This is a genomic window from Chitinophaga filiformis, from assembly GCF_023100805.1.
GTDB classification, from domain to species: Bacteria; Bacteroidota; Bacteroidia; order Chitinophagales; family Chitinophagaceae; genus Chitinophaga; species Chitinophaga filiformis_B.
In genome coordinates this window covers 3,494,292-3,508,543 of record NZ_CP095855.1, presented here as the reverse complement: position 1 = coordinate 3,508,543, position 14,252 = coordinate 3,494,292, and the positions used below count along the sequence as shown (strand labels likewise).

Annotated in this window: 15 protein-coding genes; 8 read left to right on the top strand and 7 right to left on the bottom strand. The window is 48.0% G+C overall.

The genetic code is table 11. The features are described 5' to 3' along the window. Window positions 1–6: 6 nt before the first annotated feature. From MYF79_RS14035 to MYF79_RS14010, 6 genes are all read right to left on the bottom strand, one after another. A complete protein-coding gene (locus MYF79_RS14035) occupies window positions 7–750 on the bottom strand; it encodes an ABC transporter ATP-binding protein (protein WP_247814588.1) in 744 nt (247 codons plus the stop codon). Then, window positions 743–1,666, bottom strand: a complete 924-nt coding sequence (locus MYF79_RS14030; protein ID WP_247814586.1) for an ABC transporter ATP-binding protein — start codon at window positions 1,664–1,666, stop codon at window positions 743–745. The genes MYF79_RS14035 and MYF79_RS14030 overlap by 8 nt, the downstream gene beginning before the upstream one ends. 2 nt (window positions 1,667–1,668) lie before the next feature. Beyond that, window positions 1,669–2,601 carry an HlyD family secretion protein gene (locus MYF79_RS14025; RefSeq protein WP_247814584.1) on the bottom strand — a complete coding sequence of 311 codons (933 nt, stop codon included), beginning with the start codon at window positions 2,599–2,601 and terminating at the stop codon, window positions 1,669–1,671. 18 nt (window positions 2,602–2,619) lie between these two features. Then, window positions 2,620–3,861 (bottom strand): TolC family protein, encoded by a 1,242-nt coding sequence (locus MYF79_RS14020; protein ID WP_247814583.1) that lies wholly within the window; start codon window positions 3,859–3,861, stop codon window positions 2,620–2,622. A 53-nt stretch (window positions 3,862–3,914) separates the two neighbouring features. After that, entirely contained in the window at window positions 3,915–4,523 is a 609-nt protein-coding gene (locus MYF79_RS14015; RefSeq protein ID WP_247814582.1) for a TetR/AcrR family transcriptional regulator, read from the bottom strand. A gap of 253 nt (window positions 4,524–4,776) precedes the next feature. Next, window positions 4,777–5,046: an ArsR/SmtB family transcription factor gene (locus MYF79_RS14010; protein ID WP_089834194.1), complete on the bottom strand. Its 270-nt coding sequence runs from the start codon at window positions 5,044–5,046 to the stop codon at window positions 4,777–4,779. Between the two features lie 151 nt (window positions 5,047–5,197). On the opposite strand from MYF79_RS14010, the gene MYF79_RS14005 reads away from it, so the two are divergent. After that, window positions 5,198–6,655: a PLP-dependent aminotransferase family protein gene (locus MYF79_RS14005; protein ID WP_247814580.1), complete on the top strand. Its 1,458-nt coding sequence runs from the start codon at window positions 5,198–5,200 to the stop codon at window positions 6,653–6,655. Between the two features lie 197 nt (window positions 6,656–6,852). Here MYF79_RS14005 and MYF79_RS14000 read toward each other — a convergent pair whose 3' ends face one another. Further along, on the bottom strand, window positions 6,853–7,461 hold the full coding sequence (locus MYF79_RS14000) for a MarR family transcriptional regulator (RefSeq protein WP_247814579.1): 609 nt from the start codon (window positions 7,459–7,461) through the stop codon (window positions 6,853–6,855). A 282-nt stretch (window positions 7,462–7,743) separates the two neighbouring features. Here MYF79_RS14000 and MYF79_RS13995 point away from each other — a divergent pair, with 282 nt between their 5' ends. The 7 genes from MYF79_RS13995 to MYF79_RS13965 all read left to right on the top strand — a co-directional run bounded on the left by MYF79_RS13995 (window position 7,744) and on the right by MYF79_RS13965 (window position 14,196). After that, window positions 7,744–8,253: a hypothetical protein gene (locus tag MYF79_RS13995; protein ID WP_247814577.1), complete on the top strand. Its 510-nt coding sequence runs from the start codon at window positions 7,744–7,746 to the stop codon at window positions 8,251–8,253. A gap of 24 nt (window positions 8,254–8,277) precedes the next feature. Next, complete coding sequence (locus tag MYF79_RS13990; protein ID WP_247814575.1) at window positions 8,278–8,940, top strand: hypothetical protein; 663 nt, start codon at window positions 8,278–8,280, stop codon at window positions 8,938–8,940. A 37-nt stretch (window positions 8,941–8,977) separates the two neighbouring features. Beyond that, entirely contained in the window at window positions 8,978–9,718 is a 741-nt protein-coding gene (locus MYF79_RS13985; protein ID WP_247814573.1) for a sensor histidine kinase, read from the top strand. A gap of 61 nt (window positions 9,719–9,779) precedes the next feature. Continuing rightward, window positions 9,780–10,448, top strand: a complete 669-nt coding sequence (locus MYF79_RS13980) for a response regulator transcription factor (RefSeq protein ID WP_247814571.1) — start codon at window positions 9,780–9,782, stop codon at window positions 10,446–10,448. 59 nt (window positions 10,449–10,507) lie between these two features. Beyond that, complete coding sequence (locus MYF79_RS13975) at window positions 10,508–11,089, top strand: histidine phosphatase family protein (RefSeq protein WP_247814569.1); 582 nt, start codon at window positions 10,508–10,510, stop codon at window positions 11,087–11,089. A 1,624-nt stretch (window positions 11,090–12,713) separates the two neighbouring features. After that, on the top strand, window positions 12,714–13,586 hold the full coding sequence (locus MYF79_RS13970) for a sensor histidine kinase (protein ID WP_247814567.1): 873 nt from the start codon (window positions 12,714–12,716) through the stop codon (window positions 13,584–13,586). Next, on the top strand, window positions 13,570–14,196 hold the full coding sequence (locus tag MYF79_RS13965; RefSeq protein WP_247814565.1) for a response regulator transcription factor: 627 nt from the start codon (window positions 13,570–13,572) through the stop codon (window positions 14,194–14,196). The genes MYF79_RS13970 and MYF79_RS13965 overlap by 17 nt, the downstream gene beginning before the upstream one ends. Window positions 14,197–14,252 lie beyond the last annotated feature (56 nt).

Here is a 14,252-nt window from a genome sequence, read left to right as displayed (position 1 = left end):
TCTTGTTTAGTCGGCTGAACGTTTTGCGGTCCTCGCCAATGCATAAAATACTTCATTCATAGAACCGGCATTAAACTGCCGCTTCAGATTGGCTGGTGAGTCCAATGCATCTATGCGCCCGTCTACCATCACCGAAATACGGTTACAATACTCCGCTTCATCCATGTAGTGCGTTGTGACAAATACAGTAATACCACTATCCGCTGCATCGTATATCAGGTCCCAGAACTGCCGGCGCGTTACCGGGTCCACTCCTCCGGTAGGCTCATCGAGGAATACGATCCGGGGCTGGTGGATGATGGCTACGGAGAATGCCAGCTTTTGCTTCCAGCCCAAGGGCAGACTGCCTACCATCATTTTTGCTTCTTTCTCCAAACCCAGTTTTGCGATCAGCTCATCACCCTTTTCCTTCAGCTGCCTGTCAGATAAGCCATAGACGCCACCATAAAAACGGATGTTCTCTTTCACCGTCAGGCTCTCATACAGGGAGAATTTCTGGCTCATATAACCGATGTTCCGCTTGATCTCTTCCTGTTGCTTAAACACATTATAACCCGCTACGGCAGCCTCGCCGGAAGTGGGATAAGACAGACCGCACAACATGCGCATGGCGGTTGTTTTCCCTGCACCGTTCGCCCCGAGGAACCCGAAGATCTCACCCTGGTCAACGTCAAAAGAAATATGATCCACCGCTACAAAATCGCCGAATCGTTTTGTCAGGTCTTTACAGACGATTGCCTTTTCACTCATGGATGCTTGTTTTAGCAATAAAACAGTCTTCTATATCTGGTGTGATGGCTTTAATATGAACCCCCTGATGCCCTTTACTTTCAAGCCAGGACAGCAAGGCTGCCGGATGGTCCGTTTCCTCATTTTTGAACGAGAGGTGTAGTGTATCTCCTGCAGCATAACATTGCGCGATACCGGCATACTGCCTTGTATCTTTCAACAGCAGATGCACCTTTGCTGCCATCAACGCATACAGCTTGCCCGGATAAGCGCTGATAATATTTGCAGGCGTATCGATTGACAGTATCCGGCCTGTTTGTATCAGCGCGATCCGCTCACAGAGGCTGGCCTCGTCCATGTAAGGAGTGGACACTACTATCGTAATGCCTTCCCTCTTCAGGCGTTGCAGCATTTCCCAGAATTCCCTGCGCGAAACTGCGTCTACACCTGTGGTGGGCTCGTCGAGGAAAAGTACTTCAGGCCTGTGGATGAGCGCACAGCAAAGTGCCAGCTTTTGCTTCATGCCACCCGACAACTTCCCCGCACGCCTGTTTTTGAATGGAGCGATCTGCTCGTAAATATCTTTGATCAGTGCATAGTTCGCTGCTACCGTTGTACCGAACAAGGTGGCAAAAAAATGCAGGTTCTCTTCGATCGTCAGGTCCTGGTAAAGCGAGAACTTCCCGGGCATATATCCCACGCAGCTGCGGATCTCATGGTAATGCTTTACCACATCATATCCGGCCACGGTAGCAGTTCCCTTATCCGACAACAGCAATGTTGTGAGTATACGGAAGATGGTCGACTTGCCGGCGCCATCAGGCCCTATCAGCCCAAACAGCTCTCCCTTTTTTACAGAGAACGATACGTCCTCTAAGGCAGGTGGCCCGGCTTTGACGTACGATTTACTGACATGCTGCAGTATAACTGTATCCATGATCAATGGAATTGAGTGATGGCAAACATGCCTATTTTCAGATAACCATCATTCGGAACGCGGATCTTGATAGCATACACAAGATTGGCGCGTTCTTCTTTTGTCTGGATGGTTTTAGGCGTAAACTCCGACTTGCCGGAAACATAAGATATCACACCAGGATAGGTCTTGTAATCTTTCTTCCCCGCATCGATCAATACCTTTACTGACTGTCCCAGTTTGATCTCCGGCAGTTGCGTTCCGGTGACATATGCTTTCAGCAGCAGGGTATCTGTATCTGCTATCTTGTACAATGCTTTTCCTACCACCGCCATCTCGCCCTGTAACGCATATCTTGCCAGCACAGTGCCTTTTACCGGGTTTACAATCACTCCTTTCCTGATCTCGTCATCATAGCGGGCCAATGATTTCTGCAAGGGGCCTTTCTCACTCAATACACTCCTGTTCTTGTCAGCAACACTGGTTTCGTTTACTGTCAACTGCTGGCGGGTGACGATAAGCTGTTTCTGTAACTGGTCCACCTGCGCATTGATATCATCCAGTTGTTTTGGTGTGGCGGCATCTGCCTTTACCAGGTTCTCCGTACGTTGCTGTTCATGCAGTAACTGCTTTAGCTGCGACTCCTGCACGGCCAGCTGTTTACGTACCAGCGCCAGTTGCGGCTGCGGATCTGTGGTCTTTTCTCTCAAAGCATTGATAGTAGCCTCCGCCTGTTCTTTCTGTAAGGCCAGGCCGTTGACGTCTATCTGTCCTACAATAGCTCCTTCGCGCAGGGTATCTCCTTCCTGTACGGTAAATGACAGCAGTTGTCCGTTCTGTTGTGCAGACACGATCACTTCATCAGCCTCAAAATTGCCTGAAGCGTCTGCCTCCGTTTCCCTGCCTGAACAGGCAGCCAGCAGGCAAAAGAGCACGGAAATAGATAAGTATTTCATATATCAAACGACGATTTATTAGTTACCGGATGTATTTCTGTTATTGTATTGTACCTGCAGCAGCTGGATCTCGTGCAGGATGAGATTTTGCTTCGCCTGACTTTCAGCGTTCACATGACTGATGTAATCATGTGAAGTGATCACACCATTTTCCAGTTGCGCTACGGCGGCCTTTTTAACGGAAGTACGCAATGCAATGATCTCTTCATCCTGCCGGATAAGGTCATTATACTGAGCTGCTTCTATCTGCTGCCGGGTCATGGAGAGCCGGGTGTCGAACAGGAAGGTCTCCTTGCGTACCTCCGCTTCCTGCTTACTGATATGCAGTATCTGCCGGCTGTTCTTATTGGTATAAAGGCTGCCTAATCCCCAGCTGAAGCGGATGCCTCCCAGTCCATAAAACCCAAAATCATTACTCACAAAATTCAGCGTTGGCCGCCCGTAACTACCCTGTACAAAAGCGCTGACCTTAGGCAGATAACTAACTTTCAGTTGCTTTTCCTGTACATCATAACTGCGCTGCTGATAGTCGTACAGGAGCAATTCAGGCCGGCGGATCTCTGCAGGCATGGTAGTGGGCGCAGGCCTGGTGAGGCGGGCCTGATCATCCAGCGGCTGGTTGATAAACAGTGCCAGTACCTGCAGGTAGGCCTGCCGGCTGGCTTTCAGCTGCACACGCAATTGTTCGGTGTTCAGTAATTCCGCTTTCAGCTCATCCAGGTTACTGCGAAGAGCAGTACCATTGTTTACGGCGCCTTCGGTTTTGTGTATCCCGCTCCGGATATCCTCCATCCGCAATTCGTTCTGTCGCAGCTGCTCATCGATCAGGAGGATGCCGAAAAAGAGCTGGCTCACCCTATCTTTTACGGTATACAGGTTCACCTCCAGCTGTTGCTGCTGAATAGCCGTATTAGCCCTGCTCAGCTCTTTCTGGTAATGGATATTCCCTCCATCGAAAATGGTCTGCGTTACTTCCGCCTGTACCTTATACTGGTCTTTACTTAGCTGGGGAGCACCGGGGAAAGGGATCTCCACAACCTGCGACTGGTACGTAGCCTGCCCCGAGAAGGTCAGTTGCGGCAGATAACCTTTGGCTGCATTGGCCACCGTATAATTGCCGGTCCTGCTGATCAGCTCCCGCTGTTTAATAAGCGGGTAGTTCTTTTGTGCCAGCTGGTAACAATCCTCCAATGTCAGGGTTGTTTGTGCCATGACGGGCGTAGTGCATAACAGCATGGCCCATACGAGATACTTCATCATTTGCTAACTATTTATTTTAACCACTTGGTTAATTACAGTTCAAAAAAAAGCCCTTAAGGCTTTAACCAGGAGATAATGACATCTCCCACCAGTTTTTTACGTTCTTCTATCAGCATATCAAACTGTACATTGTCCTGCAGGAAAACGCCCTGTATCAGTGGTCTGGCCACAAAAGGAAAAATGCACATGGATACGATGTTCAGGAATAACTGCACCGGGCTGACCTCTTTGATGATCCCTTTTTTGCCCGCTTCGACGATGTCTTTCATAAAGAGCATAATGTCGGGAAATGCAGGCTGCGAGCTGATCCTCTTCACTATCATCTCCGGTTGCTGGTTGATCTCATTCAATACAAAGATGGGCAGATACGGCGTTTCAGCAATATTAGTGATATAATGCTCTACCAGTGTCCTGATCTTCTCTTCCAGTGGCATCGGCTGGTTCAGGATATTGCCCAACCTGCCAATTACCTTTGAGAATGCTTCATTAAATACTATTTCAAACAGTTTCTCCTTATTCCGGTAGTAATAGTGCAACATGGCTTTATTAATGCCTGCTTCATCTGCAATGTCCTGCATACGTGCGCCGGCCAGACCACGTTTTACAAAGATCTTCTTGGCTGCTTCTATGATCAATTCCTCGGTATTTCTTTCTTGTGCCATCTAAACTACTTGATTTAACCATTTGGTTAAACAAAGATAGAAGCTGGTAATTAATCTACCAAATAAAATCTGTGTTCATCTAAATTTAGGGGAATATGTCAGCAGGGTAGATGATTTTTCCTTCCCGGCTCAATTCAAAATCAATACCTTATGTACTATCAAAAATAGATAATCATACATTTAGCATGATAATCGCTTACACTATTCTGATAATAGTAAAGAGGTTACCCGCGGAAGAAACCCTCAGTAATAATCAGCTTAACTGTCCGAAAAAGGAAGAAAGGAACTTCATCATCTCCTTGTTAATGGTTAACTGAACGTTCCGGCCGGTCTTATCATATATGAGTAGTCCACTGTCTACCAGGATCTTAATATGATGAGACACAGTGGGTTGAGACAAACCTGTAAGTTCTGTAATTTCACAGCACTGAATGGCTGATTGCCGGGACGCTGCCAGTATAATGGATAACCGGTGCTTATCAGCTATTGCATTTGCTGCTTTCTCTATCGTAACTGCATCCATTCTGTAAAAATAGATATTTTTCAATGTCTGCGAAAAATTAGCCGGTCTCTCCCAGCGGGCTCATACTTATAATTATTTTTTTCCATTAACAAAAATTAACAACCGTGCACCGTCCCCCCTGCGTATATGACAAGATACCTTATTGCCAGCTATGAAGAGTTACAGACACGTGCAGATCCAGCTGTCGTTTAACAGCAAAGAGCCAATATACCAACAGATCAAAGCATATATCATTAATGAAATAATGCGTGGAAGGCTGCTTCCCGGGGCATTACTACCGGGCTCACGCGTGTTGGCCCAGCAACTGAAAGTGAACAGGAATACCGTTATTCTTGCATACGAGCAGCTGACCGCCGCCGGGTGGCTGACCTCTCAATATAAGAGCGGTACCCGGGTGAGCGACAGTATGCCGGCAGGCCAGAAAGGGCCACCCGGACAGGAAGCTCCTCCGAAACCCTCTTTGCATATCCCTTTCCGTCATGTGAACATCTCCCTTTCTTCATCCAATCCCCCCGGTAATTACGATATCATATTTGATGATGGCAGGCCAGACCTGAACCTCATCCCTGTTGCTGAGATCAGCCGGGAATGCCGGCGATTGTTCCAGCAGGAAAATCAGCGGCAGATATTCAGCAACATCACCGAAAGAGGAAATGAACTGCTGTTACAGGAAGTAAATACAATGCTGAACAACGACCGCGGACTGGCAGTTACTACGGAAAATATCTGCATTACCCACGGCATGCAGATGGCTTTATACCTGACCGCTCAAACCTTGTTGTTGCCGGGAGATCATGTTGCCGTTGAACATCCGGGATATCAGCCCGCATGGCATGCTTTTAAGATAGCCGGCGCACAACTACATTACATTCCTTCCGATCAGTACGGGATCAATATTGAGCAACTGGAGGCCAGCTGTCGTACTACACGTTTAAAAGCGCTGTACATCACGCCACATCACCAGTACCCAACCACCACTACCCTCTCCGTAGAAAAGCGGATGCAGTTACTGGCATTGAGCAAACAATACAACTTTGTGATCATTGAGGATGATTATGACCACGAGTACCACTTCCACTCACATCATATTCCCCTGGCGGGTATGGAGCATGCAGACAATGTGATCTACCTCGGATCGGTCATGCATACTCTACCCATCAGCTTTGTATGCGGACCGGCGGCCTTTATCAACTCCCTGTCGGCATACCGTAGTATTGTGAACCATGAAGGCGATCCTGTATTGCAACAGGCCGTTGCCAATCTCATGGCCGCTGGCGACATCCGCAGGCATATACACAATACCCGTTACGTATATATGAAAAGACTGGAACTGGCAAACAGTATCATACATTCCATCTTTGCCGGACAGGCGCATTACTCGCGCCCACAGGGAGGACTCGCCATCTGGCTGCAGTTACACAAAGAGGTGGAAGCAGCACAACTGCTCCGCAAGGTACAATCGGCCGGCATGAACCTGGTCAATCCCCTGAGCTACTATACACCACATTACAATAGCGCACCAGGCCTACGACTCGGCTATGCATCGCTCGAAGAACCACTGATCATTAAAGGGCTGGGAAAACTGGCAAAGGTGATACAACAATTATAAACATCCGCTATCAGATATTAATATGGTATAGCATCTGTTTATAAGCCATTGACCGGACTGTTATCGGATTTAATTGACCGTCAGGTGCTATGCACTCCGTCAGGAGTGCCCGTGTTTGTAGACCCGGGTGATAACCCGGGGAATTGGGAAAGCGATAGAATCATGATGGGAATCATGACGGCATCGTGATGGAAACGCTACGACAGCGTAGAATGATACATACAATCTATCTGCAATTCTGCTGACGCCAGTTTTTTCTGAAGCAGGCCGCATCCATGCTGTCTTTTTTTGTTCCCTTCATAATGGGCGCAATTGTAGCACGTACGCTGCATTCCGCCTTTGTCATTACTTAATCCCGCAACGATCGTAAAGACGGACTGGTACAGGTTCATTTTCTCCCGCAGGGGTCTTTTCCCTACAATAGCGTACAGGTCTGCTGTATACTTTTCAGCCTGTTCCAGCACTTCGAGACCGTTGTCTGTAAGGAGGAAAGAATAACTACGCCTGTCTCTCAGGTCGTCTTCAATGCGCAGCAGTCCTTTGCTGACCAACGCTGCAGCAGCATCGCTGACGGTAGGACGGCTGAGTTGCAGTTCCATAGCAATGTATGCTACTTTATTGACTGCCGCCGTATGATGACCGGTGAAAAGCAATATCTGTAACTGTAAAGGGGTGATTCCCAGGATCCTTGCCTGTTCCCACTGGATAGCTTTTAGCATGTCGCTGAGCCTTTGTAAGGATAATAACAACCGCGCATCAAGCGAGGTCAGTTGCTGCTCAGGACTGAACCCTGATGTTTTTTTCATTGTCAATGTAAAAAGGAGCGCAAAAATAACGCCGCGCCACTACTTATATAAGTACCAGATATTATAATTTTTTCAATATTCTGGCCCGGTTCCGGTGCTATGTTTTTTTAATTATCTTTAGCCCCACTAACGATACCCCATTACATCACGATGATTTCACGCACTGTCACGAGCACGAGTATATATCAGGTATTTATACGTTTTATTTTCAGCATTTCTACCCGGCCCATTCAAGGTGTTATCTGGTAGCTTACATATTCAATCATCATAAAACCGCTATTTATGAAGCATCGTAATTTTCTACGTTTCTTTTCTGCTGCCGTTCTCCTTGCAGCATTTACAAAATGTACCCCCCATCATGAGGAGCAGAGAGACATTCCGCTCGATAAAACCCGGGCATTCGAACATGTGATCCCGATCGATGAAGCGCGCCGCCTGCGTCAGGGTTTCCTTGCCGGAAGAAAAGAACTCCAGAGCAAATTACCCGGCAACTATCTTGATAGTGCATTTAATATCCCCGAGGGAGAGACTTTCAACCGCCATGCCATCGCTGCCATCCTCAATGCCAAAGGCGCACAGGGACTCCGTATTTACATGGGCAGGGATGAAAAAGGACAGGTAAGGATGGTATTACTCCCGGTCGATTCTTCCGGAGCCGATATCCTTACAACACTGGTATCGCGTGAAAAGGCGGCCAATATACCAGGCGTACAACCAGCTAAAGCGGGCACCCAGGAGCAGGCGATGGAAAGCGGCCAGCGCTGTCCGCCACTCTGCAAAGCCGTATTATAATTACTGTTTCTCATCCCGTTCCTGATGAATAATTTAGGTGCTTTTCTCGTAAGCCAGCTCGTTATTATTCCTCTGGTGATAGGGCTGATACGCTTCAACAGGACCGTTGCAAGCTTTCAGCCCTTTCTCCTACTGCTCTCACTGGCGTTCCTTTCTGAGACGATCAGCTTCATTTGTATCAGCGTAATGCAAACCAGCAATGCTGTTCCTTTGAACCTATACGGATTGGCCGAGTCTATTGTCATCGTGTACCAGTTCTTCGTATGGGGAACGCTGAAACGAAAGCGACTGCTTTTTATCGGATTGTTATTCGGGTTTGCCGCCGTATGGATCACAGAAAATATCATCTTCAACAAGATCGAAACCTTCAGTCCCTATTTCCGCGTCACCTATGCTTTCGTAACCGTGCTGCTCAGCATCAACGAGATCAACTACCTGATCGTAAAAGATAATAAGTCGCTCTTCAGGAATGCCCGTTTCCTTGTCTGCCTGGGGTTTATCATTATTTTCATTTACCAGATCATCTATGAAGCGTCTATGTTCATCGGGTCGGACACGGTATTGTCCTTACGGGTTATTTTTATGTTTAATTATATCAACGCTTTTGTAAATTTGATCTATGCTATAGCAGTTCTATGCATACCTGTTAAATCATCCTACTACTTTAACAAACATTTTGATGCATAGCATGCCGGCACCTGATGCCTCAAAATGATAATGCCCCATGGACGATAAAATATTCTATATCACGATATTTATTTCAGTGCTCATAGCTGTGATCATCCTATTCTTCGTGGTATCTATCGTATTGTATCACCGCCGTTATATACAGTTGCAGCGGGAGCGTATTACAGCCGAGATCACCATCCTGGAGAATGAACGGAAAAGGATTGCGGCAGACCTGCACGACAGTATGGGGCCCCTGCTGTCTACCATCAAACTGAACATTCACAGTATTGTCGTAGCCGATGAGCGGGACCAGCAGGTCATTGCGAAATCGTCCGGTTACATCGATGAAGTGATCCGCGGCCTCCGGCAGATCTCCCACAATCTCCTGCCTGCCACCCTGGAGCGCAAAGGCCTGACGGAAGCACTGCATGAATTCATCAGACAATTATCCGATAAGCAGCCCCTGGAAATCAAATTTCACACCTCGGGACAGATAAATATTCCACCGGAAAAAGAGATCCATATCTTCCGCATCATCCAGGAGATCACTCACAACACGCTGAAGCATGCAAAAGCCACACAGCTGCAGATCGCACTGACCCGGGAGCAGGGTTTCTACCTGGTACTGGTCAGGGAGAACGGGATCGGATTTGATGTTAAAAAAGCCAGGACGGAATCGTCCGGACTAGGCATGAAAAGCCTGGCCATCCGCACCGATATTTTAGGTGGATCATTATCTATTGACTCGGCACCTGGTCAGGGTACCAACTATTTCGTAAAAATTCCCGTGGGATAGTGTAACTTTACATGCACTGATCTCTCAGAGAGACAACTCGTACCCCAATTCTTACATTCAAATGAATCACGACATCCGATTAGTGATAGCTGACGATCATGAGATTTTCCGTGATGGACTCGCACTAATGCTTTCGAGGCAACCTGACATTACCCTTGTGGGACAGGCCAACAATGGCAGGGAATTACTTGAACTACTTGAAACGGTCGAAGCTGATGTGGTCATGACCGATCTGAAAATGCCGCTGATGGATGGCATTACGGCCACCCGTACCCTCCTGCAGCGATTACCCCATATCAGGATCATCGCCCTCTCGATGTTCGATGAGGAAGAACTGATCGTGGAAATGCTGGAAGCAGGCGCCAAAGGCTACCTGTTGAAGAATGCCGACAAGCACGAGATCATTGAGGCTATCAACAGCGTGTATGAGGATAACATCTTCTACTGCAAACAGACATCCGCCAAACTGGCTTCCATGATCGTCAGAAGCCGTTTTAACCCCTCGCGCGACAATGCTCCTGTTACCTTTACCGACCGTGAAAAAGAGATCATCCGCCTTATCTGCCAGCAGTTTACCGCCCAGGAAATAGGTGAAAAGATCTTCCTGAGCAAACGCACGGTAGAGGGGCACCGTACCCGCATACTGGAAAAAATGAATGTAAAAAATACAGCCGGCGTAGTGGTATTTGCATTGAAAAACAATCTGATCAGCGAGGCTGAATTGCTTTGAAGCTTTCATTACTGGCAATCTGTGCGTATATTTGCGGCAACCAACAGATAAGGGTGCCTATGACACGTATAGCCCTGATCCGCCACGGAAGTACTGCATGGAATAAAGAAGGAAAAATGCAGGGCAGCACAGACATTCCCCTGGACACCGAAGGACTTGAACAAGCCCGCAAACTGGCTATCCGCCTGTCTGACGAACATTGGGACCTGATCTACACCAGTCAGCTGTCGCGCGCACGGCAAACCGGCGAGATCATCGCTGCCGGGCTGGGTATCACCGATGTACGCCAGGACCGGCGCCTGATGGAAGTATCCGGCGGCCAGACCGAAGGCACTACAGAAGCCGACAGGATCGCCCGCTGGGGCGCAGGCTGGCGACAGCTGGAGCTGGGCATGGAAACGGAACAGTCAGTACTGAACCGTGGCCTTGGCTTCCTGGATGAGCTGCTGAAAGAACATGCCGGAAAACATATTCTCCTCGTAAGCCATGGCTCCTTTATCCGCCATCTTCTACGCAGACTCGCACCTACCCTTGTACAGGAGTCAAACCTTAAAAACACCTCCGTTACGCGTTTTACAGTAAATGAAGGCCGCTGGGAATGTGAACTGTACAATTGTACAGCACACCTGAGCGAGGTATAGCATCTATCCATATGTCAAAGAGCTTTTGGCGCAATGCAATGTTAGGAAAGATTCCAAAGCGCTTTTGAAGCATGTGTACGAGACGCAAAATCATGTGTACAAAACGCAAAAATGAGGGGACGAACTGCAGCGACGTGCATTCGGAAATCGCAGCAAATGTTATGAAACGCTGATATATTCTGCCCGGATATAGTTTTATCATTTGCGCTAAGTAGCCTGGTTTCAATATAGCTTTGAAGCGTGCTATCGGGCTTTCTGCCCCGGATATACATTGAAGGCTTATTCTGGAAGTCTTATTACTTGCGCTAAGTAGCCAGGTTTCAGTATGGGATCACTGGCTGTAGTTTTTTGAAGCCGCGTGCTATCAGGCTTTGGGAATCGTACGGGCTGTTGGATATGTATGAAACCCCTGTCAATCGTATCAGCATGCCTCAAAGAACTAAGGCCAGCGATTCCCATCTGAAACCCTTGCTACTTATGCGCGGCCTCAAAGAATATACGCTCCGCTGTTACATAATACCGCTTTGATACCGCTTTGATAACGCTTTGACTGATCACTGAGCGGACTGCTCCTGGCGCCGCCTCTGATCCCCCGCTGTATAATCGGCCACGACTTTATCCCAAATGACTGTCCATACCATAACTGCATTCACAGACGCCCTTTACGTCCCTCCTTGTGCTGATTATTTGAATTTTGCATGTTTTACACTTTTTAAGGTGTAAACCTATTTTAGGATCATACAACCGTCCTGATACCGCTTTAATACCGCTTTGATACCGCTAATCTTACGTTAATCTTACGTCCATGAACGTAACTTTAACGTAAGATTAGCGGTATCAAAGCGGTATCAAGACGGGAAAAAAGCGAAAACTAAAAGTCTCTGGCACACCGAAACCAAACCTTTGATTTGTTAAAAGTTCGATACAGATCCGATTCAATCGAACATCAGGCATAAAGTGCTTTAGTACAGAAAAAGCTTACAGTTCTATGATGAAGTTCAGGATTGACTTTACAGGCGATTGTAAATTCAGTATAAACTTTACAGTGCTGCAAATTAAGCTTTACATAGTGCCTTAGTACAGCGCCCCTTTTTTATATCCTTCTGACAGAATTCATGTTAAACTGAAACCGGTGATCATCCACTGCAACTGGCCGCAGGACATGTAAATGTATTTGCTCAGTATTTGGTGAAGATTCGCTCAATTCTTCAATCTTCACCCTATGACTGCGGAAGGTTTCAGAAGGAGACTGCGGGCACGTAGCCCTTGGAGAGCTCCTATACGATTGACGGGAGTTAAATCATGTTCCAAAGCCCACACGCTTGATAATGCTTAATATATAGTGCTCGGAGAGGGGTACAGCCTGCAGTCCCTTACTGAAACCGAATCGCCCGTCATCCCTTCCAACCGCTCCGATCACTCGCGTCCAGGAACAGAATTACCATCCCCACCGGGTATCCCAGCCCCATTTGTTAATTTTTTTAACAAACTACCCCCTACTTTCACCGTGGCAACACTTTTTTTTGTAGACTTGTAATGTAATTCAGGGACAATTTTTCAGCACTACCCCAATAGATAATCTGTCAGTTATATAAGATTCATACCCTTCATTCTCTGTACTATTATGAGTCAGGAACTGTTCATGTACTTAATCCCCCGGACGCCGGCCATTTTAGGACCGGTACACAGTTATTCACTGCAACTTACTTATACCGTTACAACGTACCTGGTCTCTTCTGGTATCTTACCCCTTACCTGCATCTGGAGCGCAGCCGTATGGATAGTGGTCATGATGCGCAGGCTGGACAGCTATAAGATGAAACAGCGGGAGCTGTTGCTGAAACTGCAGGAGCAGCAGGCCATGATGGCCAACCATGAGCTGGACATCCAGGAGGCGGAGCGCAAACGGATAGCGGCCGATATCCATGATGAAATAGGCGGCAATCTGGCCGCCATCCGCATCTATCTGCAAAACCTGCATTACAGGACGAAGCAGGACGAGCAGAAAGCCAGCAACCTCCTGCAGCTGGTAGACCAGACCAGCCAGAACGTGCGCAGGGCCGCACATAACCTGGTGCCTCCCCTTTTTGGCAATATTCCACTTACTGATATACTACAATCTTACTTTTCGCTGCTCAACTCCTCCAATATCCTGTTCCATTTCTGCAGCAATAAATACCAGGCCTGCTTCGATCCCCGGCAGGAATTGATACTATACCGCATCATCATGGAACTGACCAGTAATATTATCAGGCATGCAAAGGCCTCCGCAGCTACTATCCAGCTGCTGTACTACCCCGATTACCTGGAAATAGTGGTGGAAGATGACGGGGTGGGGCTACCGGTCACCCCGGGCAGGGCACAGGGCCTGGGACTATCGGGCGTACGTAGCCGGGTAAAATCACTGGGCGGGAAGTTACACCTCGATTCAGGCATCTCCGGTACTACTTTTATCATTCACATCCCCGTAATTCCACAACATGCAGTTACCTGTTAACGTCATCCTTGCCGATGACCACACACTCTTTGCCGACGGTATCCATTCCATCCTTCAACAGGTCCCTAATGTGACCGTCCTGGCCATTGCCGCCAACGGTCAGGAGCTCATGAACCTCCTGCGCCGCCATCAACCCGATATCGTCATCCTGGACATTAACATGCCGGTCCTGAATGGCCTGGAGGCCACAAAGCTCATCCGCCAGGATTATCCCGGCATCCGGACGATCATCCTTTCCAGCTACAACGACCCCCACCTGGTTTCCCTGGCCGGCACCTATGGGGCTGACGGTTACCTGCTAAAAACCTGCAATAAGGAAGAACTGCTGCAAGCCATCAGGCAGGTCAGCAAAGGGAAACAATGCTTCCCTCCCATGGCCCGTATGTACCAGCAGGAAACGGAAAATCCGCCCTTCAGGGAGTTTAACCTCACCCGGCGGGAAACGGAGATCCTCCAGCTGATCAACCAGCAGCTCACTAATCAGCAGATAGCCACGCACCTGTACCTGAGCATCTATACCGTGGAAACCCACAGGAAGAACATTATGCAGAAACTCCAGCTCAAAAGTCCCGCTGCCCTCACCCGTTTTCTCCTGGAAAAAGGGCTGTAAGCACCGGCAATACTACCTACCATGCCATTCTGTCATTTTCGGATTTTATTGTGTAG